Origin of the sequence: Paenibacillus sonchi (assembly GCF_016772475.1) — a bacterium.
GTDB classification, from domain to species: domain Bacteria; phylum Bacillota; class Bacilli; order Paenibacillales; family Paenibacillaceae; genus Paenibacillus_AQ; species Paenibacillus_AQ sonchi.
The window spans coordinates 2105628-2132623 of sequence record NZ_CP068595.1; the positions used below are offsets into that span (position 1 = coordinate 2105628).

Below are 26996 nucleotides of genomic sequence, written 5' to 3' on the forward strand. Positions count from 1 at the left end.
CATGGGGGTTGAAGGAGAGGTTATTTTCCTTCAACCCCCAAATCATTACAATTTGAAGTATAATGAACATACGGTTGTACCGATTTACCCGTTGTGAAGGAGATCCGAATGAAAGCAATCCTGATTGACGATGAAGAATTGGCGTTGAAATATTTGGAGCACCAGCTGCTGATGCTCGGCGATTTTGAAATTGCCGGCAAATATACCGACCCGCTTCAGGGGAAACAAATGGTGGAAGAGACGGATATCGATATCGTATTTCTGGATATCCATATTCCGGAGCTGAACGGGATCGAGCTGGCTGAAATGCTGTTGGAACACAAGCCTAGTCTGCAGGTTGTATTTGTCACGGCATATGATGAATATGCGATTAAAGCGTTTGAGCTCAATGCGCTCGATTATGTGCTGAAACCGGTTCATCCGGACCGTCTCAGTCTTACGGTTCAGAGATTGAATTCACATCTGAAGGCCGGGATAGCGGCTTCTTCAACAGCAAAATCCAAAAGTTGGAAGTTTTTAATGTTCGACGAATTCAGGATATATGAAGGAACGCAGGAGCGTGCACCGCTTCAATGGAGAACGGCGAAAGCGCAGGAAATCTTTTTTTATCTTCTTCATCATCGCGGCAAAGTGGTCAGCAAAGCAACTTTAATCGAATTGCTTTGGGCCGATTTTGATCTGAACAGAGCCTACTCGCAGTTATATACCGCTGTTTATCATATCCGAAGAATGCTTGAGCCCTTTAGTAGAGAACGGATTCTTCTTCAAAATACGGCCGACGGCTATCTGCTGAAGCTGGAAGGGATCTATCTGGACGTCGACGAGTTTGACCGCTTTGTTAAGGCCGGCATGGAGCTCTCCAAGGACACGGTGTCTGAATATGAACGCATCCTGAAATTGTTCAAGAGCGAATATCTGGAAGGGTATGACTATGTGTGGGCAGAGCTGGAAAGACAGAGATTCCAGCTGCAGTGGATCCGGCTGAAGCAGAACCTGGTTCATTGGTATGTGAAGAGCGAAGAGCTTGAACAGGCCTTCAAGCATATTGAGCATATTTGCACCCGCTATCCGTTAGAAGAACAGGCGCAATTATTATATTTGAAAATCTGCGACAGGATGGGATTTCATTTTCTGGTGCAAAGGCAGTATGCGCTGCTGGAGACGATTATGGAAGCGGAGCTGTCCGAGAAGCCAAACCAGGAGATCGTGAAATGGTATAAGGATTGGGAAAAGAAACGGCAAAAAGGATGAATCCGGGGATTCATCCTTTTTGGTATGGAATCTGAAAGCTGACACAGGTTCCCTGGTCCAGCGAGCTTTGAATATCCAGGCCTGTGCCGAACTGCTGCATCAATCGGCGGTTAATATTGATAAGGCCGATGCCGCTTCGGCTGGAAGACCGGTTCGAATGGGTCAGGAGCTGGCTCAGGTAATCCTTGTCCATTCCGCCTCCGTCGTCGATGATTGAAATGTCAACCATTTCGGCTAACCTATGGACGTTAACCGATACGGTTCCGCCCCGGTTTCGGCTGAGGAGCCCATGCTTGATGGCATTCTCAACCAGAGGCTGGATCGACAAGGGCGGAATGAGGATATCAATCCCGCTTTCGATATTCCACACCACTGTTAACCGGCTGCCGAAACGTTCCTTTTCGATATAGACATAGGAACGGATGAGAGAAAGCTCATGCTCAAGCGGGAAAAGTGGAGACGCGTTCTTGAAATCAAAGCTTAGGCGCAGGTAATTGCTGAATTCATCGAGCAAGGTCTGCATTTTATTGAAATCAATCATGCCCAATGCGGCAATGGAGTTCAAAGTGTTGAACAGAAAGTGAGGCTGGATTTGCGACTGCAGCCATGCGCTCTCCATCCGCAGACGGTCGTCGATGGAGGTCTTCAGCTGGGTCAATGCGTGCACCCGGGTCTTTAACTCCCAGGCATCTACAGGCTTTTTGACATAGTCATTGGCCCCTGCCCGGAATCCGGTCAAGATATCCTCCGTCCGGACTCTGGCCGTTAACAGGAGGATCGGCAGTTCCGAAATATTGAACCGCTCGCGGATGAGCTCTGTCAGCTCGTAACCGGACATATGCGGCATCATGACATCCGTAATGACAAGATCGTACCGTTGCCGCTTGGTTTCCGCCAGCGCCAGTTCCGCGCTTGTTACAGCGTCGATCATATACCCTTCCGTTCCCAGCATTTGGGCAAGCACATTCAGATTCACCGCATCGTCATCCACAATCAAAATCCTGCATGCAGGTGCTCCGGATTCATTAGGGAAGATGGCCCGATCAACAGGTGGTTCCGCTGCAGCCGCAATCTCGTCCAAAGGCACGGATAAGTTCGTAAGGGATAACGGATGAAGGCCTTCTTCCCCAGGATTGCCGTCCCCTAATGGCAGCGTGAACCGGAAGAGGGTTCTTTCGCCCAAAGACGATTCCGCAGTGATCGTTCCCCCATGAAGCTCCACTAATTGTCTGCAAATACTCAGCCCGAGGCCAAAACCGCCGCTGGCCCGTTTGAAATGGTTGTCCGCCTGCTCATAGGGATGAAAAATCTGGAGCAGTGCTTCTTCGGGAATTCCGATCCCGGTATCCTCCACCTGCACCTCGGCCATAGGCCCCTTTCTCACAGCACGGACGGTGATGAAGCCTTTATCCGTAAATTTCACTGCATTATGCAGTAAATTGAACAGGATTTGGATCACCCGCTGTTCATCGGCCTGAACGGCAGGGAAGGTATCCTCAATGTCTGCCCGCAGCTGGACCGGCTTTCCATTCAGCATGACTTTAATCATGTCCAGCACACCGGAGACAACCGACTGCAGCCGCACCGGCTTAAGCTCAAGCGGAACCGTTTGTTCTTTCAGGCGGGTGATGTCGATCAAATCGTCCAGCATAAAGCTCATCCGGCTGCTGACCTTTTTAATGATCTCCACACGTTCCTGCTGCTTCGGGTGAACCGGATGGGCCTGATCATCCAGGATCACCTGCAGCATCGTTGAGATCCCCTGCAGCGGATTGCGCAGTTCATGCGAGGTATTGACCAGAAATTCATCCTTCCGTTTATCTTCAAGCTGCAGCTTCCCGGCCAGCAGCAACGACTGATCGATCGCATGGAAGAATCGTTTGAACCAGAACGCCGCAAAGGCAAGCAGGGCGAAAATCAGGTCAAACGGATAATGGATGAGTTCATTCTCGGGTGAAAGGTGCATGAATGCCGACCACAGAATATTGATTCCTATGCCGATACAGGCAAGCAGCAGGAAGATGACATCCTCTTTTTGCTGAATGGCTCTGCGGAGGATATGGCCGCCCAGAATGACCGAGGTGAGGCCGAGTACAAGCAATAGTTTGGATGTAGCCTGAATATACGATGATGGGGATATCAGGATAAACAGGGCATATAGAGTCCAGCAAAAGGCTATAATGTGCATTGTCACTTTAGGGGCGCGGGAAGGAAACAGGCTGTTGATCAATAGGCACATGAAGGCATTGACACCGATATAAGTGAGATACACAATCTTGATCTCCCAGGCATCGCCCATATGGAACCATTGGAAGAGCAGCCTGTCATCGGAAATAAGTACGCTGAACAGAGTGAAAATCATAAAAAAAGCAAAGTAGCTTAACCCTTTGTTGGAGCTCAAGAGACGCAGGATTATGCCGTATAGAGCATTTATGAAAAGAATGACGCAGAGCAGCAGCTGCAGTCCGGTCAGCAGGGAATTCCGTTGTTGAATGGCATCGACCGTACCGAAGCGGATCGCTCTTTCGATTCCCCCTTTGCCGGCATTATGGGATACCTCAATGACCAGATCCAGCGTGGCGCTCCCGGCAGGAATGGTTACGGTATAAGGAACATTTTGCGCCTGATGTTTGCCGGGATCGGAGGACGGGTGCCCGGAGGAGGCCAGCAATTGACCGTTCACATACACCGATGAGGCATTGCCTATTCTGGATATTTTCATGGCGAAGGTTTGTTTCGTCTCTTGATCCAGCCTGATTTGCAAGCGGTAAGTTCCATAATGGAACGCTGAGCTATCCTGCGGGAAATATCCGTCCCACAAATCGGGTACGAATACCTTTTCCGCTTGGGCTGCCGGAGCGTTGCCGTTACCGCTGCCTGCACCGGAAACCAGCAGAACAGAGGGGTAAAAGGTCCACTCCCCCTTCAGCTGCAGCGTCTGGTGTCCGGTAAAGCTGAAATTCCGCAGGTCCAGGACGCCGTCTTGGGCGGCCGGAGCTTTTGCATAATCCGTAGTCGTCAGATAGTTCGTCCATACTAAGCGGACAGCGGTGATGAATACTATAAAAACAACGATAGCGATAAACGGCTTTTTTAGGGTTCCCAGCATGTCTTTAAGTCAACCTTCGCCTTCTGGATCTGAAATGAATTGCAGTTGGATCTATTATACTATCCAGCTGACCCAACAACTACAGAAGGCTGTAAAAAAGCATAAAATCCATTTTGGCAGGTACACAGGCTGTGCCTGCGGATGATCGCCCGGCAGCCTGATATTCAGCCCTTTACCGCCGAACTGGCCACACCCTCAATAATGTATTTCTGGCCAATCAGGAAGACGATAATCATCGGGATAATCCCGGCGGTGGCAGCGGCCATCATGCCGTTGTAGTCCACGTTGTTCTCCAGAATGAAGTTCTGCAGACCTAGCGGTACGGTGAACAGGTCATGATCGATTAGAAAGACCAGGGCGTTCTCGTAATCATTCCAGTGCCAGGAGAAGTCGATGATGGCCAGAGTAGCGATGGATGGTTTGGCCATGGGCAGAATAATCCGGGAGAAGATCCGGAAGTGGCCGGCTCCATCAATAAACGCAGCCTCCGAAATCTCATAAGGCACAGAGAGGAAAAACTGCCGCATCATGAAGACCCCGAAGATGGTGAAAAACCCCGGCAGAATAAGCGCCCAGTGGGTGTTGTAGATGCCAGCCCAGTCGAACATGATGAATTTGGGCACGAACAGCACCTGAGGCGGCACCATCATCATGGACAGATACACCATGAACATGGTATCCCGCCCTCTGAACTGAATCCGTGCGAAGCCATAGGCGGCGAGTGAGGAGAGTGTGACTGCACCAATGGTGCTAAGCACTGAAACTTTAAGGGAATTTAAATAATAGAGCATGAAACTATTTTCTCCCGTCCATACCTTCACATGATGGCTCCAGTTGAAGTGGACGGGAATCCATTGGATCGGATATTGGAATACTTCAGCCGGGGTCTTGAACGAGGTGCTGATCATCCAGAGGAACGGAACGATCATCACAATGCTCAGGAACAGCATCACAAGCGTGATAAGACTTTTATTGAACACAGCTTTATTCATGGCCGCTCCTCCTTTAGTAGTGAACCCAGCGTTTTTGACCGAGCCATTGGACGACGGTGAAGATCATGATGATCACGAACAGCGCCCAGGATACGGCGGACGCATAGCCCATTTCGTAGTAACGGAAGGCATTCTGGTAAATAAACAGGGACAATACGGTGGTGCTGTTCCCCGGTCCGCCCTGCGTGATCGCCTGAATAATCCCGAACTGCTTAATCGACATAATGAGTCCGGTAATCAGCAGCAGGAAGGTCGTGGGACTGACCAGGGGCCACAGGATGCTGCGGACGGTCTGCCAGGTGCGGGCCCCGTCGATTTTGGCTGCTTCCAGCAGTTCACCGGATACCTCCTGCAGCGCAGCCAGATAGATGATCATATTGTAGCCGAGCATGAACCAGATCCAGATGATATCAACGGCGTACATGGAAGATTCCATGGTAGACAGCCATCCGGGAGGATTGGCAATGCCAATTGCCCGCAGGATACCGTTGATAGGGCCGTTATTCGGCTGGAACAGCAGCATCCAGACAAAGGCAACGGCCACCCCGCTGGTAATGTAGGGCATGAAATACAGCGCCCGCAGCAGTTTTTTCAAATATACAGAACGGTTAAGAACTACTGCTACAATGAAGGCAAGTCCAATGGATACAGGTACGGACAACAGGAACATCAGGGTGTTCTTGATGGCAATATAGAATACTTCATCGCCCAGCATTCTTTGAATGTTGTCCAGGCCTACAAACTTTGTGTCGGGACTCATAAACTTGTAGTCTGTGAACATCAGATAGAAGGAATAGATGGCAGGTATAATAAAAAATAGAATCACGCCAATCATATTAGGCCCGATAAACAGATAGCCCAGATGCTGCTGCCGTTTCATCCAAGATGTTTTCACATCATTCACTCCTCTTCGCTCGTTTGCTTCCTCATGTCAAGCATAACAAGGGGAATGAAAGCGGTTAAGGAACAAAACCCCCGACTTCATGCTACAGAAGTATACATTTGCGCCAGGCGGCTGCACGGCTCATCCGTAGTTTTGTTCTATTCGTTGTTCTATCCGCACACCAAAACAGCGGCCTTCCTGTTAGGGAAAGCCGCTGCTGTACAGCCGGGCGAAATCAAGATTCAGATGGTTACGGGTTCGGGTTTGCTTCTGTTGTTCTGCCTGTACTGGCTTGGCGTTTGTGCGGTCAGGCGCTTGAATATTTTGATAAAATAATTATCGTTAACGAAGCCGACCCGGTTGCCGATCTCATATACGGGCAGGTCGGAATGGCACAGATACTGAATCGCCTGATTCACGCGCACCTGGTGCAGGTAATGGATCAGCGTGTGCCCGGTTTTCTTTTTGAACAAGGTGCTGACATAATTTTCGCCCATCATGACATACTGGGACATCGACTTCACGGTAATATCCTCCGGGTAATGGGCATGGATATACTGCAGAATTTTCTGGATCTCCGGATGGGAGGTGACTTCCTCATGAAGCAGCGGCGGCAGCGCTTTGGCGTTCCGGTCATCGGCTCCGGTCTTCGCCTGCACCAGGTCAGGACTACTGTCACGCTTCTCTCCGTCCTTCAGCAGCTCATTGCTGATTTTACGCAGTGTCTCCCGCAGTGAATTCACACTCATGGACAGCTTCAAAATGTAATTCGAAGCCCCGTATTCCATCGCCTGCCGGACATATTCGAAATCGCTCATGCAAGTGAGCATTACAAAACGGGAGCTATAGCCTTCTTCCCTGGTTCTTCTAAGCAGCTCGACGCCGTCCATTTCAGGCATAATAATATCTGTAATCACCAGGTCCGGTACGTCCCGCCGGATGATATCAAGGGCCTCTGCGCCATTTCCTGCCTCTCCGCTAACCGTGAAACCCAGTTCTTCCCAGGCAATGATCTCCCGCACTGACTCCCGTACAAAGACTTCATCTTCAACCAGCAATACTTTCCACATGAATGATTACCTCCCGGTGTATAGGATGTATTAAGCCGGATGTTCCGTGCCATAAGGTGTGGATAACAGGAAAGGAAGGGTGAACCGGACCGTTACGCCTTGATCGGAGGAGAGGATGTCCATAGAGCCTTCCTCCCGGAACAGGAGCCGCAGCCGCTCCTCAATGTTGCTGAGCCCGATGCCCGGACGCCTGCGTTCGGTACGTTTGAGCTTGGATTGCTCGATGCCCACTCCGTTATCCTTAATCTCAACAATGAGCGTGCCGGGCCCCTCCCGGTATACTTTAATTTCAATTAAGCCGTTGCCCGGCAGCGGTCCGATCCCGTGAATAATGGCGTTTTCTACAAGCGGCTGCAGGCTGAGCTTGGGGACCAGCGCGTACAGAATATCTTCATCATACTCACAGGTGACCTCGAATTTATGGCGGTACCGGACCTGCTGAATATGGACATAGGCCTGCACCAGCCCGATTTCATCTTTTAGATAGATCAGATCCTTATCGGTATTCAGACTGGCCTCCAGCAGCTTGCCGAGGGAAAGGGTCATATTGGTGATGTCCTCATTCTGCTCCCGGATGGCGATCCATTTGATGGTATTCAGCGTATTCAGCAGAAAGTGGGGATTGGTCTGGGCCAGCAGCATTTGAAAATGGACGGCTTCCTTCTGCCGCTCTTCCGTCTTCAGCTTCTGAATCAGCAGGTTGGTGTCATCCAGCATAGTATTGAAGGTCCGGGTGAGATCCAGAATTTCACCTCTGAATTTGTGCTCCGGCAGCCGGATCTTCAGACTTTTCTGTACAGCAGCCTTCATCTTGTTCTGCAGGTGGGACAGCGGGCGGGTAATCGTTGTAGCAATGACGAAGGTCATCATCAGAAAAATGCCCATCAGCGCAAAAAAAGTGATAAAGTACTGCCGCTTCAGCTCCTCAATCTCCACAAACAACACGGACTGCGGGATGCGGTTGACGATGTACCAGTCCAGGGATTCCACATAGATATAATTGATCAGAGAATTAGAAGCTTTGTCGATAAAATATTGCTGCTGCGGATGCTCCGCGATTCTGGCCTTGACCTGCTCCGGCAAACTGCTCTTGGGAACCGACTGGGAAATATCCTCCCCCGTGTGCGAGATTATAAAGTATTGCTGCTGAAGATCCGATTGCTTGTGAATGGACTGCAGCCAATAGGAATAGTCAATGCTGATCCGGGCCATGCCGTAAGGCTTGTTCTGCGTATTCTCCAGATAAGCGTACAAGGACAACAGGTAGGCACTGGTCGACACATCCCTCAGCACATAGTTGCTGTCATTGGGAACCCAATGATACGAGCTGGGATTCATCAGTTTCCGGTCAAACCCGGGATTCTCGCGCAAATCCTTGTAAATCAGAGACTCTCTTGGCGGGTACGAGGTGTATGCGCTTTCATATAAATCGAGAATCATAAAATAAACCGAAGGATTATAGAGAAAGAAGCTGTTATTCAGATTTTTGAAAATGTTCTCGATCCGCCTTTTGTTTTCAAGCCCGCTTTGCTGTTCGGGATGGGTCAATACGGATTTTACCGTCTCATCCTGCTTGAGGAAGATTAGGGTTTTGAAGGCGATGCTGATCTGATCCTCCAGTGTCCGGTACATCTGCTCCAGCTGATAGTGGCTCTGCTGGCTGATTTTTTTCTGAACCAGGCTTTCGATCCGCTGATAGTTGTATAAATTCAGAGCACAGAAGGGCAGCAGAATCAAAAAAACAAAGGCTGCGAACAAGCGGTATTTCAGCTTTTGGGGAATCAGTAAACGCATTAGTTTTGACACACGGATGCGACCTCCAATACGTTGTGGGTGTTGCCTAGATTATAGCATATTAAAAAAGCTGCAAACGCAATATTTAAAATTGTATGGTTTTGTTGCAGGAAGGGGAGGTTGGGGAGGGGAAATACAAAGATTTGTTCTATTCGAAGCCGCCCTGCGGAACTTGTTTTTCCGGAAAATCAACTATCGGGGACCCAAGCAAATTAGCTAACCTTTTTCCAACTAATGCTATATAGAGTGAACTTAAGATATTTACATTAGGGACTTCGTCGGGACTACGGAGAATGTTTGGACTTCCGGCCGCTGTTGTCTGCAGATTTCTTGATTGTTACCGCTGTTCGCGGTGGAAATCCGCAGACAAAGGCGGACGCTTTCGCTCCTACAGTTCCAAACTTCCCCTCCATCCCTTTTCCCTTTTGTTAGTTTTTCAAGTTCACTTTATATAGAATCGGATACGGCTGCACTGCACAGTTACAAAACGGCGAACAAACATCCCCTCTTTATTTCTTTTGCTTCAAAAAATTATCATGCCGGGCCACCATGGCGTTGATGGTCTGATCCAGCGACTGTGAACCAAGGAAGTACTTCTCGTACTCCTGGGAACGCAGATCCATGACTTCCTGCGGCAGACTGCGGACATAAGTCGGCGTCTTGTCATCGAACATGACATACATGAGTGAATCCAGGTCATAGGTGTCGCGTTTGTCACTGAGGAGGCTGTTCAGAGCATCGTCCTGGTTCGCATCCTTGGATGCCGGCAGTCTTCCCCGGCAGCCATTGGCGCCATGCCGCCGTCGGAGTACCATTTCAGGAATTCCCAGGCTGCTTCTTGTTTTTTGGAATTGGCGTTAATGGAGATATAGTCTCCCAGGCCTCCGCGGGTCACATATTGGTCTGCGCTGTCTGCAAGCCGGGGAACCTGGGCGAAGGCAATCTTGAAATCGCGCGGGAAGTCCGTGAAATTGTTCGAACTGCGCAGCAGCCAGGCCCCGATGTTGAGCATAGGCACTTCACCGCTCAGGAATACCTGTTCAACCGGCATTTTGGAAGTCAATTGTTCACCAAGCGGCGGGGTGGTCTTGTCCTCCTGCATCATGCCATTCAGCGTTTCCAGCCATTTCCGGACGAGGGGATGATCCAGATTAGAAGTACCGTCCGCTTTGGTGTAGCCCTCCTGCGACAGCACAGAATCAATAGGGTCCACGAACGGTTCCATATTCTGAATGAATCCGTATTTGTCGCCTACCTTCAGTTTTTTCGCGTATTCCCGCAGCTCGTCCCAGGTCCAGTCCTTCGGAACCGGCAGGCCCGCAGCGTCAAGGGCATCTTTGTTCAGTGCAATGAAGAACGCGCTTTTTGTCGTGGGAACACCGTAATATTTGCCGTTAATCTTCCAGCCTTCCGCGTCACTGCCCATTTTTTCATCAATATTGTAATCAGTGAATGAGCTGAGGTCGAGCGCCAGATTGGATTCTACCCGTTTGGCCGCATGGGAGACCGTATAGTTCACGAATAAATCTACATCCTGCCCGGTAACCATGGCTGTATCGAGCTTGAGATTTCCGTCATCATCATTGACGAAGCGGACGTATTCCACCTGAGTCTCGGGATGTGCCTTATTCCAATTATCGATAACCTCTTGCGGTCCCGACTCAGGCGGAACTCCGCCCCACATTTTTAGCGTAACCGTGCCTTTGGATGATCCAGAAGCATTTGTGCCAGCGCTTTCATTATTGGGAGCAGAAGAGCTGCTATTGCCGTTACCGTTGCCGGAACATCCTGCCAGCAGCCCTGTGAGAAGAACGAGCGATGTCATCCCCGCAAGCCATGTTTTCTTTTTCAAAAGCGACAACCTCCCTTATGAACTTTGTACTACCGCTTACAAATCAAGAATAGCAGATCAGGAAAACGGCCAGAAGTAACAAAATAACAGAGTATATGGAACATAACTTTACAATAAAGACGCTTACACGAGCCGCATTTGTAGGAAAACGTTCTATTTCGTCCGTCCGGTATGAACCCTGTCCTAATTATGATATATTTAATCGTGAATGTTTAGTTCTGTATAGATTTCAAAAAGGAGTACCCCATGAGCCAATTTGTCTATAAGCAAATTATTGATGACCTCAAAATGAAGATCTTTGCGGGACAGTTTGCCGATATGAGGTTGCCGGATGAGCGCAGCCTTAGCGACACATACCAGGTGAGCCGCAGTTCGATCAAACGTGCGCTGATGAAGATGGAGAATTCGGGAATTATTTTTAAAAAAAGGGGCTCAGGCACCTTTATCAACCCGTTATACATAAAAAATGAATCGATCTTTAACTACGAGGGTACTAATCTGGGGGTTACCGACAACTTTCAGATGGATGGCAAAAAGCCTAAGGTCAAAGTGCTGAATTTCGAGGTGATCCGGCCTACGGAAGAGCTGCAGCGGGATTTGTTTTTGCAGCCCCATGATTTTGTATACAAAATTATCCGCCTGCGCCTGTTCGATGACGAGCCGTTTATGATCGAAACGGGCTACATTCCGATCAAAATTGTCCAGAATCTGGACCAGACGATTATCGAAGGCTCAATCTTTCATTATTTGGAGGAGTCGCGGAATCTGGCGGTGACCAAATCCTTTTTATCCATTTTTGCCGAGCCGTCCGGGACTCATGATCAAGAGCTGCTCCATCTGCAGGAAAATGAACCTGTGGGGATTATGGAGGGAATATTCTTCCTGGATAATGGCACGCCCTTCGAATTCTCGCATATGCGGTTTCATTACAAATATCTAAAATTTAATACGTTTGTATCTGTTCAATAACGAAAAGACCGGGGATTTCCCGGTCTTTTTTTTGGTCTGCTCATTAATTAAAGTGTCAGGTTAACGCGGATTCACTGTTTTAAGGGAATGCTTAAACAGCTCTTTCATGGCAGCCAGACTGCTCACTTTACTTAACTCTTCTCTTTTAAGGGTTACTGTCTCTGTCTCCTTGTTGGTTTCGTACCTCAGGTTAAGGGCAGTCATGTTAAGAGGCAGCTTAGGGACAAACGTAATCGCCTTGGTATAGCACTCATAAATTTCAGCAAGCGCTTCTTCCCTTTTCTCTGCCGTCACCGTGTGGGCGGACACATTGGCTTCAAAGTTGTTCAGGTCATTCTCCTTAAACTTTATAGCGAAGCTCCCGTCCGTATCCGGATATTCCGCATCAAAAGCGTAGGCCACCCGTTTGGCAATCCCCCCTCCAATCTGGCTTACCATCTTCTGTTTGAATTCCATTTCACTCAAAGCCCGGAACCCTTTTTCCAGTGCTCTCCTACTTTGAACTCAAAGCCCGGCATTTCGAACCGCTGGGGCTCTGTGCCTGCATCTTCGGAGGGTAAGCTCATGTCATCCTCAAAGCGGAAAAACAGTTTTTTTAGTCGATGGCTTTCCGCTTCACTGAAGAATGCTTTGGCTCTGGAGGCCATGTCGTCCAGATTCGCTCTGGTCACCACTATGAAATTTTCATCGGATATCTCACGGGATGAATCGGTCCCCCAATAAACTGACATAGGAATATCCTGTAACTCGATTCCAAAATGCTTCTTGACCAGTAGAGGGTAATACTTTATTTGTGCGGTTTCTTCATAATTGTCGCTGAGCTGTCTCCATAGCGGAAGGCCGCCATCAACGTGGCCGTTGACCCGGCTTACCGTAAATACCAGGCTGCGGTCATTCGCCGGTGACGCTTTGAACACCTGAAACCCGTCATCATTCCGTCCTTCTTTAGACACGATTACAAATTTAGATTGATAGGTTGAATTTAAGGCCCGGATGATACCCTTTTGATAAAAGTGTCCGCTTTTGGCAAAGAATAAGCCGAGTCCTGCCCAAATAATCATGCCGATTATGGTAAGAGTGAGGAGTCCTATGATTGTAAGTATTACCGGATTGCGGAAGCGGGAGGGCATAAATGATGTTTTCACTGTTTTATTCTGTTCTCCTTCCTGATGGCAGTGGATAGGTGGGTTGTTTTCGTTCCATATTTGCAGATAAATTCCACCAGAATAATACCGTATTTAGAATGAGGTTGTCCAGAACATCCAGTGCGCTTAAGGCTTTTTTTCCTAAATATTGAATAGAATATAATTACAATTTGCATAAAATAAAATCTTTTTTACAAAGTATTGCTCTGATTTTCATACTATGTTCAAAATTTCACAAAATTGGACCGTATCAATTGTTAAAATGATTGAATTTTATAAACCCAGAGGTATGATGTACTTGTGGAAGTAATTAGGTTCAGGAAAAAGAAAAATGGATTAGGAGTGGATTGAAATGGGATTGTCAACTCTGCCTGTGGATTATTCATCAAAAACGTACTTGGCCAAACTCGACGCTTACTGGCGTGCAACTAACTACATATCGGTAGGACAGCTATATTTAAAAGATAACCCGTTGTTAAGAGAACCTTTGAAGGATGCAGATGTCAAGGTTAAGCCTATTGGACACTGGGGAACCATTCCCGGCCAGAACTTTATTTATGCCCATCTGAACCGCGTGATTTGCAAATATGATCTGGATATGTTCTATGTTGAAGGTCCGGGCCATGGCGGCCAGGTTATGGTATCCAACTCCTATCTGGATGGAAGCTACACCGAAATCTACCCGGAAATCACGCAGGATATCCCTGGCCTCAAAAAATTGTTCAAGCAATTCTCCTTCCCTGGCGGTGTGGCATCACATGCGGCTCCGGAAACTCCAGGGTCAATTCATGAAGGCGGAGAGCTCGGCTACTCCCTGTCCCACAGCGTGGGTGCGATTCTGGATAACCCGGATCTGATCTCTGCCGTGGTTGTGGGTGATGGTGAAGCTGAAACCGGACCGCTGGCGGCTTCCTGGCTCTCCAACCGGTTCATCAATCCGATTACAGACGGCGCAGTGCTGCCGATTCTGCATTTGAATGGCTTCAAGATCAGCAACCCGACTGTTCTGTCCCGGATGTCGAAAGAGGAGTTAACCGCTTATTTCACAGGCATGGGCTGGGAGCCGTTTTTTGTAGAAGGTGACAATCCTGAACTGATGCACCCGGAAATGGCGAAGGTTCTGGACACCATCATCGAGCGAATTGCAGCAATCCAGAAGAACGCGCGTGAAAACAATGACACCACCCGCCCGGTATGGCCGATGCTTGTGTTCCGTACCCCTAAAGGCTGGACCGGTCCGAAGGAATGGGATAAAGTGCCGAACGAAGGCTCGTTCCGTGCCCACCAGGTTCCGATTCCAGTGGATCAAAAGAACATGAAGCACGCTCCTGCACTGCTCGATTGGCTGAACAGCTACAGACCGGAAGAATTATTCGACCAGAATGGCCGTTTGAACACGGACCTGGCTGAAATCCTGCCTGTTGGCGACAGACGTATGGGAATGAATCCTGTAACGAACGCCGGCCACCTGATTAAAGACCTGCACAAACCCAATTTCCGCAGCTATACACTCGATAACTCCGTTCCCGGGCAAGTGATTGCACAAGATATGGCGGTGCTGGGCAAATACCTGAAAGAGGTTGTAACGCTCAACGAAGAGAACCGCAACTTCAGAATTTTCGGACCGGATGAAACGATGTCGAACCGCCTGGGTCCTGTGTTTGAAGTGACCAAACGCCAATGGATGGATGAAATCAAGGAACCGCACGATGAATTCCTCGCTCCTTATGGCCGGGTGATTGATTCGCAGTTATCCGAGCATCAGGCCGAAGGATTCCTGGAAGGTTACGTATTGACAGGCCGTCACGGTTTCTTCGCAAGCTATGAAGCGTTCCTGCGTGTAGTGGACTCGATGATTACCCAGCACTTCAAATGGCTGCGCAAAGCAACAGACCAAAGCTGGCGTGCGGATATTCCGTCCCTGAATGTCATCGCAACATCGACAGTGTTCCAGCAGGACCATAATGGCTACACTCACCAGGACCCGGGCTTGCTCGGCCACTTGGCAGACAAGAAACCGGAATTTATCCGTGAATATTTGCCGGCGGATGCCAATACCCTGCTGGCTGTCTTCGATACGATCTTAAATGACCGTCAAAAGATCAACCTGATTGTGTCCTCCAAACATCCGCGCCCGCAATGGTTCTCGGCTGATGAAGCCCAAGAGCTGGTGGACAAAGGACTGAAAATCATCGACTGGGCAAGCACCTGCAAGGGTGAAGAGCCTGATGTGGTTATTGCTTCGTCCGGTACTGAGCCTACCATGGAGAGCCTGGCTGCCATTTCCATCCTGCATGAAAAGCTGCCTGGCCTGAAAATCCGCTATATCAACGTGGTTGATCTTTTGAAGCTGAGAAGCCAGAAGCTGGACCCGCGCGGTTTATCTGACGCTGAGTTTGATCAATTTTTCACAAAGGATAAACCGGTCATCTTCGCATTCCATGGCTATGAAGGTCTGATCAAGGATCTGTTCTTCGACCGCCACAACCATAACCTGCATGTGCACGGGTATCGTGAGAACGGCGATATTACCACACCATTTGATATGCGTGTGCTGAATCAGATGGACCGCTTCGACCTGGCGAAGGAAGCTGTACTAAGCCTGCCGGATGCCGGTAAATATCAAGCGATCGCGGACGAAATGGATGCGATGGTGAAGAAGCACAACCAATATATCCGTGAAGAAGGCATCGACCTGCCAGAGGTAGAGAACTGGGTATGGAAGGCTTTGAACTAAAGGCATAAAGGTCTATTATAGGGATGTCCTGAAACGTCATGAAAATGGCTGCCGGGGCATCCTTTTTGATTGTATAGGAAATTATACAGTGTCAGAAAATGCGGATATCCTGGAAGCCTTAGAGAATATAAGCGACGCAGGAGGATTGGGCTCCATTCGCGGACGGAAGTGGACTGAGGAGCCCTTATTTTGCCAAAGATCTTACTTTTTCAGCAGTTACGGACTCAGGTGCCGTTATATCGTCCGATGGAGCCCAGAATAAAGGGGAAAAGGACAAATAGAGTCATCTCAGTCCGTTGTCCTGCGAAATGGACGAATCTTCATTCAATAACGGCTTTCCTGTCCGCAACGGCTGCGGATCGATCGTGAAGGGAGCTCACCGTGTCCGCAGAATGACCCACACCATAATCATACGGCGCCCAATGCAAGTCTTAACTGACTTCCGGGCAAGCGTTGTGCATGTGGTATCTCCTGAGGTCTAAGAGTTTTGATTACTCCGTGGAGAAGTGCTATTTTAATATGAAACAGGTGAAGGAGGTTCTCAGAATGAGCAAGAGGATTTCATCGTCTGATTGATTCGGCGTTCAACTATGAGAACGAAGGGGCTGTGGGACAAGCGGTCCGTCAAAGCCCGGTGCCGAGAGAAGAACTGCTGATCTGCTCGAAGCTGCCGGGGCGTCATCACGCTTACCAGGAAGCGCTTGAAACGATTGAGGAATCATTATATAGAGGCGGTCTGGATTACTACGATCTGTATCTGACCCATTGGCCCAATCCCAAGGTGGATTTGTATGTGGAAGCCTGGCAGGCAATGATCGAGGCGAAGAAGCGGGGCTATATCCGTTCCATCGGGGTCTGCAATTTCCTGCCGGAGCATAATGAACGCTTAATTAAGGAGACGGGTGTCGCTCCGAGCATCAACCAGGTGGAGCTGCATCCTTGGCTTAATCAGGAGCACCAGCGTGCCAAAGATGCTGAACACGGCATTGTCACCGAGTCGTGGAGCCCGCTGGGCTGTGGTCACGATATGCTGAAGAATGAAGCGATTGGAAGTATTGCTGCAGCTCATGGCAAAACGCCTACCCAGGTGATACTGCGTTGGCATATTCAGCTTGGCGCGATTCCGATCCCCCGAGCGAGTTCTATAGAACACCAGAAGGAGAACCTGGATATCTTCGATTTCCAATTGTCGGAAGCGGAGCTGCAGGCAATCTCTGGACTCAGCAGGGAAGACGGCCGGTTGTGGAATCAGGACCCGGCTGTGTATGAGGAGATGTGATGGGATAGATTAACAGTTGAGTATTGAAAAATAGTAAAGAGGAGCTTTCGCCCCTCTTCTTTTATGACTTGCTATTCAACCACTCGGAACGAATGATTCCTAAGTGACAAACGTCTTCGTATTTGCCCCATTTCAAAACTTCATTTCTCGCAAGTCCTTCAACAACTAATCCTGACTTTTCCATAACCCTTTTAGAACCGATGTTTTTCGACATGCATCTTCCATGTATTCTTTCAAGACCCAGGTTCATGAACCCGAAATCAATCAAAGCTTGGCAGGCTTCCGTGGCAAGACCCGTATTCCAATACTCTGGATGAATAAAAAATCCCAGTTCACCGTTGTTATGTTCTTTTGACACACTGATTAATCCGCAATTCCCTACATAATTGTTAGGAGAGTCTTTTCTGAACAAGCCCAATTCATATGCCTTACCCTCATCAAAATTCCCATCTACATAGTTTATCCACCAATCAACGGTCTGCCTTGGATATGGATGGGGGATCATAATTGTGGTCTCTGCAATCTTACGTTGGCTAACTACCTGGAATATGAATTCCGCGTCCTCTTGTTTGTACCGTCTCAATAGCAGTCTACTGGTTTCTAACACTAAATGTTGAACATCCCCATGTACATCAATCCTTTCCGGTATAGAGGTTTATTCCAAATATAAATGTATCACTATAGAATAATGCGGTCTATAATTCATTGCCGGTTAAATGGTTTTATAATACCCGCTGACTTCGCCCCTTCAATCATGGAAGCTTCATCATGTAAATACTACTGCCTGGCCTCATACAATCGTCTGGCGTCTGAATCCTGGCTCAAATATTGTAGAGTATCCATCGCTTTCTCCAAACCCGGCTCATTCATCCTCAGCATCTCCCAATGTGATGTGGTGGATTATGACTGTTCTGATGAAATCAGCTTTGGAATGGACCATCTCCATCTCCCAGCCGGAGCGACCTTTCTTCCAGCTTCTTGCTGCTGCCTGTTAACTTACCGCCACTTGCTGCTGTTGTGCTGCCCTTCATCTCCGTAAGGTGCTTCCAGTACCGCTTGGGCATCAGCGAGGACCGCAGCCGGTCGTTCTTGCGCTCGCGGATGCCGATGGCGTTATAGAACCCCTTCCATAGGCGGCGGTATTCTTCCTCCGCAGCATCCGGCTCCGGCGGTATCCATTCCTCGAGCGGAATAATGGCCTGCTGTCCGGGCTGGTGGATAAGGGCCACGCGGTGGGTTTTGTCGTAAATCATGAAGCTTTCGCCGTAGAAGCGGTCGCAGAAATGATCCTGAATGACGGGCAGTACGAATCCCTTGGGCTCAATGACCGCCGCCATAACCGGACCGTACACGGAAAAGCGCACAAAACCCAGGTACAGATGTGCCTCCCGCCGGAGCTGTTGAACCGCCTTATGCAGGGTATTCACCGTATCGTCAGCAAGCATGTTCATTACCTTGCGGCCATGGGTGAAGCCGAGGTATAGAAAATTCAGCAGCAGCAGCTCCCTGTCCGGCGTGCATGACCAGAATCCCAGGCGCACGAGTTCCTCTGCCTCAGGACAGATGCGCAGCGGGAGCGATTTCAGCACCCGGTCTGCTCTGCTGCTGTCGGTAGCAATCCATTTCGATTCCAGCAGCAGGCCTTGTTCTTCCCCGTCCGAATGGATGGCAAGCGGGGTTTCCTTCCATTGATAGCTCTCGAACACGCAGCACAGCAGGCCTTCAAAGCTGCCGTCATAGGTATAGGCCAACGCAGCCGGCTTAAACATTAAGGCCAGTCTCCTCTCTTATGCACCGCGGCCCCTGCCGCCGGCAATGCTGCCAGATCGGAGTCGTCGAAGAGGGTGAGCTGCTCGTACTGCGGCGGCTCTAACGCAGCAAGCTCCTGTCCGGACATCAGTGAACGCAGCAGAGTGTGTTCACTTACCTTCAGGCCCTCCAGCATTTTTCCTTTGCAGGTAATGAAAAATTGTGCGCGTTTGAGTACCACGCCAAGCTTCTTCAGGGCAGCGAAATCCAGTGCTCCGGCCCGGCGCGCCTTAACAATCCGCTGTGCGCTCCTTACGCCGATTCCAGGCACCCGCAGCAGCTGTTCATACGCAGCACGGTTGATTTCAACCGGGAATTGTTCCCGGTGGTTCACCGCCCAGCTGCATTTGGGGTCCAGCAGGGGATTAAAATTAGGCGCAGCTTCATCCAGTAACTCCCCCGCCTGAAAGCCGTAGAAGCGCAGCAGCCAATCGGCCTGATAAAGGCGGTGCTCCCGCAGGAGCGGCGGTTTGGTGTCTAGAGCGGGCAGGAGAGAATGCTCCACAACAGGGGTATAGGCAGAGAAAAAAACGCGCTTCAAGCCATACTTCCGGTAAAGCCCTTCGGTGAGGGTCAGGATACGGAAGTCCGTGTCAGGCGTGGCCCCTACAATCATCTGGGTGCTCTGGCCGGCGGGAGCGAAGCGGGGGGCGTGGTTATATTTGACGAGATCCGAGCGGTTCTCGTTAATCTTTTCCTTAATCAGGGACATAGGCTTCAGAATAGAGCTCTTGCTTTTGTCGGGAGCCAGCCGGCCGAGACTTTCCTGGGAAGGCAGCTCGATATTGACGCTCATGCGGTCAGCCAGCAAGCCGAGTCTGGACAGCAGCACATCATCTGTGCCGGGAATCGCCTTCACATGGATATAACCCCGGAAGTGGTAAGTGTTCCTCAGGAGCTCAAGAGCGGCAATCATTTGCTCGGTTGTATAATCGGGACTCCGCATAATCCCGGAGCTAAGAAACAGGCCTTCTATGTAATTGCGGCGGTAAAATTGCATGGTCAGATCTGCGAGTTCCTCCGGTGTCAATGCAGCCCGGCGTGTCTGGTTCGATTTACGGTTCACACAATAAGCGCAGTCGTATATGCAGCCGTTGGTCATCAGCACTTTAAGCAGTGAAATACAGCGCCCATCTGCAGCAAAGCTGTGGCAAATCCCCATGCTGACCGCATTGCCCAGGCCGCCGGCCTGGTTTTTACGCTCGGAGCCGCTGGAGGTGCAGGCGACATCATATTTGGCCGAAGCCGTTAAAATTTCCAGTTTCTCCATCATATCCATACAGAATCCCCCTCATATTGGGAATTATATACCGAACATGTGTTCTTGTCAAAGATAGATGGAGGAGGTGATGCCGGGCTTTTTTGCAAAAATGTATGCGCATTCCTTCTTATGCTATAATAGCAACTAATAGCTAGGAGAATAAACATTATCAGTTGTCATAAATAATAGATTGGGAGTGTTAAGGGGATGAGAGGGTATAATATTTGGCGTCCGTTGATGCTGATTATGGTTGCGCTGCTTACGAGAACTTTGGTGAACAGCGTATGTCTCATGTTTGGAATGTCACCGGATTCAGCAAGCAGTGTTGCGATGATCGGCATGATTATTGCCGCGCTGGTGATGTATAACCGGATGATGAAGCAGAGGAGGAAATAAAAAATTCTGGCCCGCAGCAGCGGTCAGATTTACGGCTGCGGCAGTAGTAATAGCTTATTTGATACATTTAAATGGTCATACCGCCCCTTTGATTCTTGAAAGGGGATTCTTTATAGTAGTAGATATGCACGGGTTCGGAAAATCTTAGAAATTTCGGAAGGGGCAAGCCCCTTTCTAAAGAACCTGCACTGGATAGGTAAATGACAATCAGGAGGAAACGAAATTGACTACACAGAATTTAGGAGTTCCATTAGAGGGTTTTGCAGAATTCAGCCGGACTGTAGGTGCAGAAGGCGCGGTGCTGCTGAGCAATGAAGGTCAGGTGCTTCCGCTGCGGAACGGGGAGACCGTTTCGGTGTTTGGCAGAACCCAGGTGAATTATTATCGCAGCGGCACAGGTTCGGGCGGGAGTGTGCATGTCTCCTACACAACCAACCTGCTGGATGGGCTGCGAAGCAAAAAGAACCTTGCTGTCAACGAAGAGCTGGCGGCGGTTTATGAGAAGTGGATTGAGCACAATCCTTTTGACAACGGCGGCGGAGCCTGGGCGGCAGAGCCGTGGCACCAGAAGGAAATGCCTCTGACCGATGAGCTGGTAGCCCAGGCCAGAAGCAAGTCGGATAAGGCGATTATTATCATCGGACGCACAGCAGGGGAAGATCAGGATAATGCCGATGCGCCGGGAAGCTACCAGTTAACCGCGGACGAGCAGACGATGCTGAAGCAGGTAACGGCTTATTTTGAGCAGACCATCGTCGTGCTGAATGTGTCGAATATTATGGATATGAGCTGGCTGAACGATACCAGCTATGCGCATCCTATTCCTTGTGTGCTTTATTCCTGGCACGGCGGGATGGAGGGGGGCAATGCCATTGCCGACGTGCTGTCCGGAGAAGTGACGCCAAGCGGTAAATTAACCGATACCATCGCGTATTCCATCAACGATTATCCTTCAACTGCAAATTACGGCAATGAGTTCAAAAACTTTTATCAGGAAGATATCTATGTGGGCTACCGTTATTTTGAAACCTTCTGTCCGGAAAAAGTTCACTTCGAGTTCGGCTACGGGATATCTTATACCACCTTCCATATCGAGCCGGAAGAAGCCAGGCTGGTCAGCCGGGACGGTAAAAAATATGCTGAAATCGCGGTGAACGTAACCAATACAGGAACCGTTTATGCCGGAAAAGAGGTTGTCCAGGTCTATTACGAAGCACCGCAAGGCAAGCTGGGACAACCGGCCAAAGTGCTGGCGGCATTCGGCAAAACGGGGGTCCTCCAGCCGGGCGGGTCGCAGCGCCTCCTTGTGAGCTTCCCGGTTCATTCGATGGCCTCTTATGATGACGCCGGTGTGACCGGGCATCCTTCTGCTTATGTGCTGGAAGCGGGGACCTACCGTATTTATGCGGGAAGCAGCATCAAGAAGTTGGTTGAAGTGCAGGTAGAAGGACACAAAGGTTATGTGCTGGAAGCTCTGGAGGTAGTCGAACAGCTGCAGGAAGCGCTGGCGCCAACCGAAAGCTTTACGCGGATGAAGCCGGGCGCCCGGAAGGAAGACGGTTCCTATGAACTGCTCTATGTTGACGTACCGACGCGCAAGGTTTCGCTGAAAGAGCGGATTGAGCAGAATCTGCCCGCAACGCTTGAACAGACCGGCAATCAAGGCTATACCTTAAGAGATGTGCATGATGGAAAAGTAGACATGACTACCTTCATCGCCCAACTGAGCGACCAGGACCTGGCAGTCATTGTCAGAGGGGAAGGGATGAGCAGTCCGCTGGTTACACCGGGGACGGCTTCCGCTTTTGGCGGAGTCAGCGACCAATTATTCAACTACGGCATTCCGGTAGCTTGTACGGCAGACGGCCCTTCCGGGATTCGGATGGACAGCGGACACAAGGCGACTCAGGTTCCAATCGGAACACTGCTTGCAGCCACCTGGAATGCAGAGCTGGTTGAAGAGCTGTATGTCATGGAAGGCCGGGAACTGGTCAGAAACGGTGTAGACACTTTGCTCGGACCGGGACTGAATATCCGCCGCAGTCCGCTTAATGGACGTAACTTTGAGTATTTTTCGGAGGACCCGCTGATTTCCGGAGTATTTGCAGCAGCGTGCACGCGCGGGATTATGAAAGGCGGCTCGAATGCCACCCTCAAGCACTTTGCCTGCAACAACCAGGAGAAGCACCGCAGCAAGGTGGATGCTATCGTATCTGAACGGGCTGTCCGTGAGATTTATCTGAAGGGCTTTGAGATTGCGGTAAAAGAGGGCGGCGCGAACTCGGTCATGACCTCCTATAATCCGGTTAACGGGCATTGGGCTGCTTCGAACTATGATCTGAACACTACAATTCTTCGCGGCGAATGGGGTTTTCAGGGTATTGTGATGACCGACTGGTGGGCCATCATGAATGATGTTGTGGATGGAGGTCCCGCAGACCGCAAGAATACGAACTGGATGGTCCGTGCGCAAAATGACCTGTACATGGTTGTAAGCAACTATGGCTCCGAAGTCAACGCCTATGATGACAATACCCTGGACTCGCTGGATAATGGCACGCTGACCCGGGGCGAACTTCAGCGCTCTGCCATGAATATCTGCCGGTTCATCATGAATGCGCCGGTATTCTCAAGACCGCATGTGAGCGAGGAGACCGTCGAGAGCTTCAAGGCGAATCCCGCCCTTTCGGCTGAGCAGGCACAGTCGCTGGCCCAGAATGCACAGGTGAAGCCTGATGCAGCTGGATCGACCGTTATCAGAGTGGAACAAGCGGGTGAGTACCGGATTATCGTGGGCATCATGAGCACTGAAACGGAATTGGCACAAAGTGCATGCAATGTGACCTTGAACGGTCAGATGCTGGCCACTATTCAGACGAACGGTACGGACGGCAGATGGATCAGACAGAAGCTGGTGAAGGTTCGGCTGGAAGCCGGCCTGTATGAAATGAAACTGGATTTCGTTAAGCCGGGCCTGCAGATGGACTGGATTGAATTCAAATTATTGTAGTGCAAGTGCAGCAGCATATTCAAGAGTTAAGTTAATCAGCATGGATAAAAAGACGGCCTCGCTTTTACAGCGAGGTCGTCTTTATTTTTGGAGCCGGAGGGATTTGGAGATATTTGTCGAATTAGCTAGGTATAGCTTGCATGTGAAGGAGGTGAATCCCGGTGCCGCTGGTGAATTCTCCGGCAGGCATACGGGAGAGGCAATGTGGAACTGGCTGAGAACATCCAAAGCATCGGTGGCCAAGCAGGAGAGTGTGGACCAGCATGCAGAGACGCCGGCAGAAACCTTCGGTCCCCAAATCATTATCATAACCGGAACAAGCGGTGCAGGGCGGAAGCGCACGGCCAAACAGCTTAGTACCGCTCTTGGAATCCCTTATGTCATCCCCTATACTACGCGTGCGATTCGTTCTCAAGAGCGGGACGGGGAGCATTATCATTTCATCTCTGAGGGTGACTTCCAGGCAATGGCCGATAAGCATGCGTTCATCCAGTCCGTCCATTTGGAGCGGGGGCGCTATGGCATTGCAGAACTTGAGCTCGTGAAAGGGCTTGAACAGCATAATGCTGTCATTATTGTGGTGAATCATGAAGGCGTCCGGGCATTCCGGGAAAAATACGGTGAGAATGCCTTGCGGGTTTTTATATACGTGACGAAGAAGGATATCCAGCTGCGGCTGGAACGGGAAGCAGCTCCGTTTGACCTGATAGATGAATACTTGGGAAATTATACGGAGCAAGTAGTCTATAAAAGGGAATCGGAGTTTTTAATTCAAAATATGGACCCGGAAGTCACGGTCCAGAGAATCAAGGAGTTTGTGGAAGCGAGAATATCGAGGCAGACGTAGAGTGCTGCTACCATATATAGGCTGGCAAGAAGGCACCTTAAGGAGGTGTCTTCTTGCCGTTTATGGAGTGGCCGGAGAGAAAAGCTATGTTTAGAGCGGGAACAACCCGGTTACATTACAAGGAGTAGGGGCACCCTAGACGGAACCAATTCAACATTTTAATTCAAGAGGAGGAAACATAAGATGACTGACCAATACAAGATGCAGGACCCGGTCAAGCAGTACACAAAGGCTGGCCCGGAATTTGAGCAGCAGCAGAACCCTCCGGGCCTTGAACAGGAAATGAACCCGCTGCCGGATGCGGGACAGGATACGTACCGCGGAACCGGGCGTCTTGCCGGACGCAAGGCGATTGTTACCGGAGCGGACAGCGGAATTGGCCGCGCGGTGGCGGTTGCTTTTGCCCGGGAAGGTGCGGATGTGGTTCTCTCTTATATGCCTGAGGAAGAGAAGGATGCTCAGGAAGTGATTAAGCTAGTTCAGGAAGCTGGCCGCACCGCAGTCGCCGTGCCGGGTGATCTGAAGGATGAGAAATACAGTGAACAGCTCGTGGCTGCCGCTGTGGAGAAGCTGGGAGGCATTGATATTCTGGCGAATATTGCAGGCATGCAGCAGTTTGTCCCGGAGATTGCCGACCTTACCACAGAGCAGTTCGATGCCACATTCAAAACCAATGTCTACGGACTGTTCTGGCTGTGCAAAGCGGCGCTTAAGCATATGAAGCCGGGCAGCACGATTATCAACACCTCTTCGATTCAGGCTTATGAGCCTTCACCGATTCTGCTGGATTACGCGACAACAAAAGCTGCGATCAATACGTTCAGCAAGTCTCTCGCGCAGCAGGTTGCCGGCAAGGGTATCCGGGTCAACGTTGTAGCCCCTGGCCCGGTATGGACGCCGCTCCAGGTATCCGGCGGACAACCGGCGGAGGTGCTGAAGGACTTCGGAGCCAAGACCCCGCTTGGCCGCCCGGGCCAGCCGGCCGAAATGGCTCCGGCCTATGTGTTCCTGGCCAGCCAAGAGTCGAGCTACATCAGCGGTGAAACGCTAAATGCCAACGGCGGCATGCCAACGCCATAAACGTTGGCTCCGAACGACGGGCAGGGCGGCTCCGGCCTGTATTAGGCTGGATGCACCCATCTGCCGACAACGTGAATAGTGTGTGTGTAGACCGCCCCTTGAAGAGGGGCGGTCTTTTTAGGGGAAGGGCCGTGTGGAGAGTCACTCGACCCTAGCCGCATACCCTCCCGTTCAGCCGAATAAATTGTAATAGGGTCATTCAAGGATTCGGAGAGGGTGGTACTATGCAAATTCATGTTGTGCAAGCAGGCCAATCGCTGTACGGCATCGCACAGGCCTATGGGGTAACCGCAGATGAGATTAGTGAAGCGAATCAACTGTCCGCACCCGGCATGCTGGTGGTTGGACAAACGCTGGTGATTCCTATAACAGGTATGTATTACTGGGTGCAGCCAGGGGACAGCTTCTATACTATCGCACGCAGGTTTGGTGTAGGCATGAGTGATTTGGCTGCAAGCAATCAGTTGTCGTTGAATCAGCCACTGCAGATAGGGCTTCGCTTATATATTCCGCCTGGGCCGAAGCGGAAGGCCGAAATCAACGCCTACATAGAGCCAAGAGGGGAAGTGTCCCAGAGCCTGCAGAATGCTGCCGCAGAAGCTGCCCCACATCTCACCTATCTGGCTCCCTTCAGCTTCCGGGTGCAGCGGGACGGCTCTCTTGAGGCGCCGCCCCTAGATGATCTGGTCTCGACTGCCGCACAACACCGGGTAACTTTGATGATGGTCGTGACTAATCTGGAGAATGCCCAGTTCAGCTCCGAACTGGGGCGGATTATTTTAAATGACCAGGCTGTTCAGAACCGTTTGCTGGAAAACATCATCAGCACCGCGAAGGAGCTGGGCTTCCGGGACATCCACTTTGACTTTGAATTTCTCCGTCCGGAGGACCGCGAGGCGTACAATGCTTTTCTGCGCAAAGCAGCGGGCCGGATTCATCAGGAGGGGTTCCTGCTGTCAACTGCTCTGGCTCCTAAGACCAGCAGAACCCAGACAGGTGCCTGGTACACTGCCCATGATTATAAGGTGCATGGCGAGGTTGCAGATTTTGTGATCATTATGACGTATGAGTGGGGGTATAGCGGAGGGCCGCCGATGCCGGTCTCGCCGATCGGACCTGTACGCAGGGTACTGGAATATGCCTTGAGTGAAATGCCGGGCTCCAAAATCATGATGGGGCAGAACCTCTACGGCTATGACTGGACGTTGCCTTATGTTGCCGGCGGACCCTATGCCAAGGCAATAAGTCCCCAGGCGGCGATTGATCTGGCCAGAACCAGGAACGCTGCGATCCAGTACGACTATAAGGATCAGGCGCCGCATTTTGACTATACCGACGATGCCGGCAAGCCCCACAAGGTCTGGTTTGAGGATGCACGGTCGATTCAGGCCAAATTCACGCTGCTGAAGGAGCTGGGCCTCCGGGGAATCAGCTACTGGAAGCTGGGGCTTCCATTTCCGCAGAACTGGCTGCTGATTGAGGATAACTTTCAGGTGGTCAAAAGATAAGCGG

General features: G+C 50.3%; 20 protein-coding genes and 2 pseudogenes. 9 read left to right on the plus strand and 13 right to left on the minus strand.

Going from position 1 to position 26996, the window contains the following annotated elements; genetic code table 11:
* The first annotated feature begins 108 nt into the window (after positions 1-108).
* The gene (locus JI735_RS09765) at positions 109-1251 is read left to right on the plus strand and encodes a response regulator (protein ID WP_039832720.1); all 1143 of its coding nucleotides are present in this window, start codon (positions 109-111) and stop codon (positions 1249-1251) included.
* Between the two features lie 10 nt (positions 1252-1261).
* Here the strand turns inward: JI735_RS09765 and JI735_RS09770 are convergent, their stop codons facing one another.
* The 7 genes from JI735_RS09770 to JI735_RS09795 all read right to left on the minus strand — a co-directional run bounded on the left by JI735_RS09770 (position 1262) and on the right by JI735_RS09795 (position 10951).
* A complete protein-coding gene (locus JI735_RS09770; protein ID WP_039832719.1) occupies positions 1262-4360 on the minus strand; it encodes a hybrid sensor histidine kinase/response regulator in 3099 nt (1032 codons plus the stop codon).
* A gap of 164 nt (positions 4361-4524) precedes the next feature.
* Positions 4525-5352: a carbohydrate ABC transporter permease gene (locus JI735_RS09775; RefSeq protein ID WP_039832718.1), complete on the minus strand. Its 828-nt coding sequence runs from the start codon at positions 5350-5352 to the stop codon at positions 4525-4527.
* A 13-nt stretch (positions 5353-5365) separates the two neighbouring features.
* Positions 5366-6247: a carbohydrate ABC transporter permease gene (locus JI735_RS09780; protein WP_039832717.1), complete on the minus strand. Its 882-nt coding sequence runs from the start codon at positions 6245-6247 to the stop codon at positions 5366-5368.
* A gap of 230 nt (positions 6248-6477) precedes the next feature.
* Positions 6478-7305, minus strand: a complete 828-nt coding sequence (locus JI735_RS09785) for a response regulator (RefSeq protein ID WP_039832716.1) — start codon at positions 7303-7305, stop codon at positions 6478-6480.
* Positions 7306-7335: 30 nt separating this feature from the next.
* On the minus strand, positions 7336-9111 hold the full coding sequence (locus JI735_RS09790) for a sensor histidine kinase (RefSeq protein ID WP_085979221.1): 1776 nt from the start codon (positions 9109-9111) through the stop codon (positions 7336-7338).
* 497 nt (positions 9112-9608) lie between these two features.
* Positions 9609-9914: a hypothetical protein gene (locus JI735_RS35495; RefSeq protein ID WP_233476322.1), complete on the minus strand. Its 306-nt coding sequence runs from the start codon at positions 9912-9914 to the stop codon at positions 9609-9611.
* Complete coding sequence (locus JI735_RS09795) at positions 9830-10951, minus strand: ABC transporter substrate-binding protein (RefSeq protein ID WP_233476323.1); 1122 nt, start codon at positions 10949-10951, stop codon at positions 9830-9832. The genes JI735_RS35495 and JI735_RS09795 overlap by 85 nt, the downstream gene beginning before the upstream one ends.
* Positions 10952-11197: 246 nt before the next feature.
* Between JI735_RS09795 and JI735_RS09800 the strand changes: the two genes are divergently transcribed.
* Positions 11198-11920, plus strand: a complete 723-nt coding sequence (locus JI735_RS09800; protein ID WP_039832639.1) for a GntR family transcriptional regulator — start codon at positions 11198-11200, stop codon at positions 11918-11920.
* Between the two features lie 60 nt (positions 11921-11980).
* On the opposite strand, the gene JI735_RS09805 is transcribed toward JI735_RS09800, so the two are convergent.
* Both JI735_RS09805 and JI735_RS09810 read right to left on the minus strand, forming a co-directional pair.
* Positions 11981-12385 (minus strand): hypothetical protein, encoded by a 405-nt coding sequence (locus JI735_RS09805; RefSeq protein ID WP_202677335.1) that lies wholly within the window; start codon positions 12383-12385, stop codon positions 11981-11983.
* On the minus strand, positions 12382-12873 hold the full coding sequence (locus JI735_RS09810) for a hypothetical protein (RefSeq protein ID WP_233476324.1): 492 nt from the start codon (positions 12871-12873) through the stop codon (positions 12382-12384). The genes JI735_RS09805 and JI735_RS09810 overlap by 4 nt, the downstream gene beginning before the upstream one ends.
* A 544-nt stretch (positions 12874-13417) precedes the next feature.
* Here JI735_RS09810 and JI735_RS09815 point away from each other — a divergent pair.
* Together JI735_RS09815 and JI735_RS09820 are read left to right on the plus strand one after the other, a co-directional pair.
* Positions 13418-15802, plus strand: a complete 2385-nt coding sequence (locus tag JI735_RS09815) for a phosphoketolase family protein (protein ID WP_039832641.1) — start codon at positions 13418-13420, stop codon at positions 15800-15802.
* Between the two features lie 562 nt (positions 15803-16364).
* Positions 16365-17081: pseudogene (locus JI735_RS09820) on the plus strand (aldo/keto reductase); the annotation flags it as partial.
* Between the two features lie 61 nt (positions 17082-17142).
* Here the strand turns inward: JI735_RS09820 and JI735_RS09825 are convergent.
* The 4 genes and pseudogenes from JI735_RS09825 to JI735_RS09835 form a co-directional block, all read right to left on the minus strand.
* Positions 17143-17664 (minus strand): GNAT family N-acetyltransferase, encoded by a 522-nt coding sequence (locus JI735_RS09825; RefSeq protein ID WP_233476325.1) that lies wholly within the window; start codon positions 17662-17664, stop codon positions 17143-17145.
* Positions 17665-17861: 197 nt separating this feature from the next.
* Positions 17862-17972, minus strand: a pseudogene (locus JI735_RS38120) (Rpn family recombination-promoting nuclease/putative transposase); the annotation flags it as partial.
* 29 nt (positions 17973-18001) lie between these two features.
* Positions 18002-18850 (minus strand): TIGR03915 family putative DNA repair protein, encoded by an 849-nt coding sequence (locus JI735_RS09830; RefSeq protein WP_039832977.1) that lies wholly within the window; start codon positions 18848-18850, stop codon positions 18002-18004.
* A complete protein-coding gene (locus JI735_RS09835; protein ID WP_039832976.1) occupies positions 18850-20169 on the minus strand; it encodes a putative DNA modification/repair radical SAM protein in 1320 nt (439 codons plus the stop codon). The genes JI735_RS09830 and JI735_RS09835 overlap by 1 nt, the downstream gene beginning before the upstream one ends.
* 189 nt (positions 20170-20358) lie before the next feature.
* On the opposite strand from JI735_RS09835, the gene JI735_RS09840 reads away from it, so the two are divergent.
* The 5 genes from JI735_RS09840 (at position 20359) to JI735_RS09860 (ending at position 26992) form a co-directional block, all read left to right on the plus strand.
* Positions 20359-20547 (plus strand): hypothetical protein, encoded by a 189-nt coding sequence (locus tag JI735_RS09840; RefSeq protein ID WP_020427553.1) that lies wholly within the window; start codon positions 20359-20361, stop codon positions 20545-20547.
* A gap of 223 nt (positions 20548-20770) precedes the next feature.
* Entirely contained in the window at positions 20771-23557 is a 2787-nt protein-coding gene (locus tag JI735_RS09845) for a glycoside hydrolase family 3 C-terminal domain-containing protein (RefSeq protein ID WP_039832975.1), read from the plus strand.
* 142 nt (positions 23558-23699) lie between these two features.
* Positions 23700-24404 carry a guanylate kinase gene (locus JI735_RS09850; RefSeq protein WP_233476326.1) on the plus strand — a complete coding sequence of 235 codons (705 nt, stop codon included), beginning with the start codon at positions 23700-23702 and terminating at the stop codon, positions 24402-24404.
* Between the two features lie 201 nt (positions 24405-24605).
* The gene (locus JI735_RS09855; RefSeq protein ID WP_233476458.1) at positions 24606-25484 is read left to right on the plus strand and encodes an SDR family oxidoreductase; all 879 of its coding nucleotides are present in this window, start codon (positions 24606-24608) and stop codon (positions 25482-25484) included.
* A 224-nt stretch (positions 25485-25708) separates the two neighbouring features.
* Positions 25709-26992 (plus strand): glycoside hydrolase family 18 protein, encoded by a 1284-nt coding sequence (locus tag JI735_RS09860; protein WP_039832973.1) that lies wholly within the window; start codon positions 25709-25711, stop codon positions 26990-26992.
* Positions 26993-26996: the final 4 nt, after the last annotated feature.

Coding starts and splice junctions, on each gene's coding strand:
- JI735_RS09765 (WP_039832720.1), top strand. CDS start 109: ATGAAAGCAATCCTGATTGACGATGAAGAATTGGCGTTGAAATATTTG.
- JI735_RS09770 (WP_039832719.1), bottom strand. CDS start 4,360: ATGCTGGGAACCCTAAAAAAGCCGTTTATCGCTATCGTTGTTTTTATA.
- JI735_RS09775 (WP_039832718.1), bottom strand. CDS start 5,352: ATGAATAAAGCTGTGTTCAATAAAAGTCTTATCACGCTTGTGATGCTG.
- JI735_RS09785 (WP_039832716.1), bottom strand. CDS start 7,305: ATGTGGAAAGTATTGCTGGTTGAAGATGAAGTCTTTGTACGGGAGTCA.
- JI735_RS35495 (WP_233476322.1), bottom strand. CDS start 9,914: ATGGTACTCCGACGGCGGCATGGCGCCAATGGCTGCCGGGGAAGACTG.
- JI735_RS09800 (WP_039832639.1), top strand. CDS start 11,198: ATGAGCCAATTTGTCTATAAGCAAATTATTGATGACCTCAAAATGAAG.
- JI735_RS09815 (WP_039832641.1), top strand. CDS start 13,418: ATGGGATTGTCAACTCTGCCTGTGGATTATTCATCAAAAACGTACTTG.
- JI735_RS09830 (WP_039832977.1), bottom strand. CDS start 18,850: ATGTTTAAGCCGGCTGCGTTGGCCTATACCTATGACGGCAGCTTTGAA.
- JI735_RS09835 (WP_039832976.1), bottom strand. CDS start 20,169: ATGGATATGATGGAGAAACTGGAAATTTTAACGGCTTCGGCCAAATAT.
- JI735_RS09840 (WP_020427553.1), top strand. CDS start 20,359: ATGAGAGGGTATAATATTTGGCGTCCGTTGATGCTGATTATGGTTGCG.
- JI735_RS09855 (WP_233476458.1), top strand. CDS start 24,606: ATGCAGGACCCGGTCAAGCAGTACACAAAGGCTGGCCCGGAATTTGAG.
- JI735_RS09860 (WP_039832973.1), top strand. CDS start 25,709: ATGCAAATTCATGTTGTGCAAGCAGGCCAATCGCTGTACGGCATCGCA.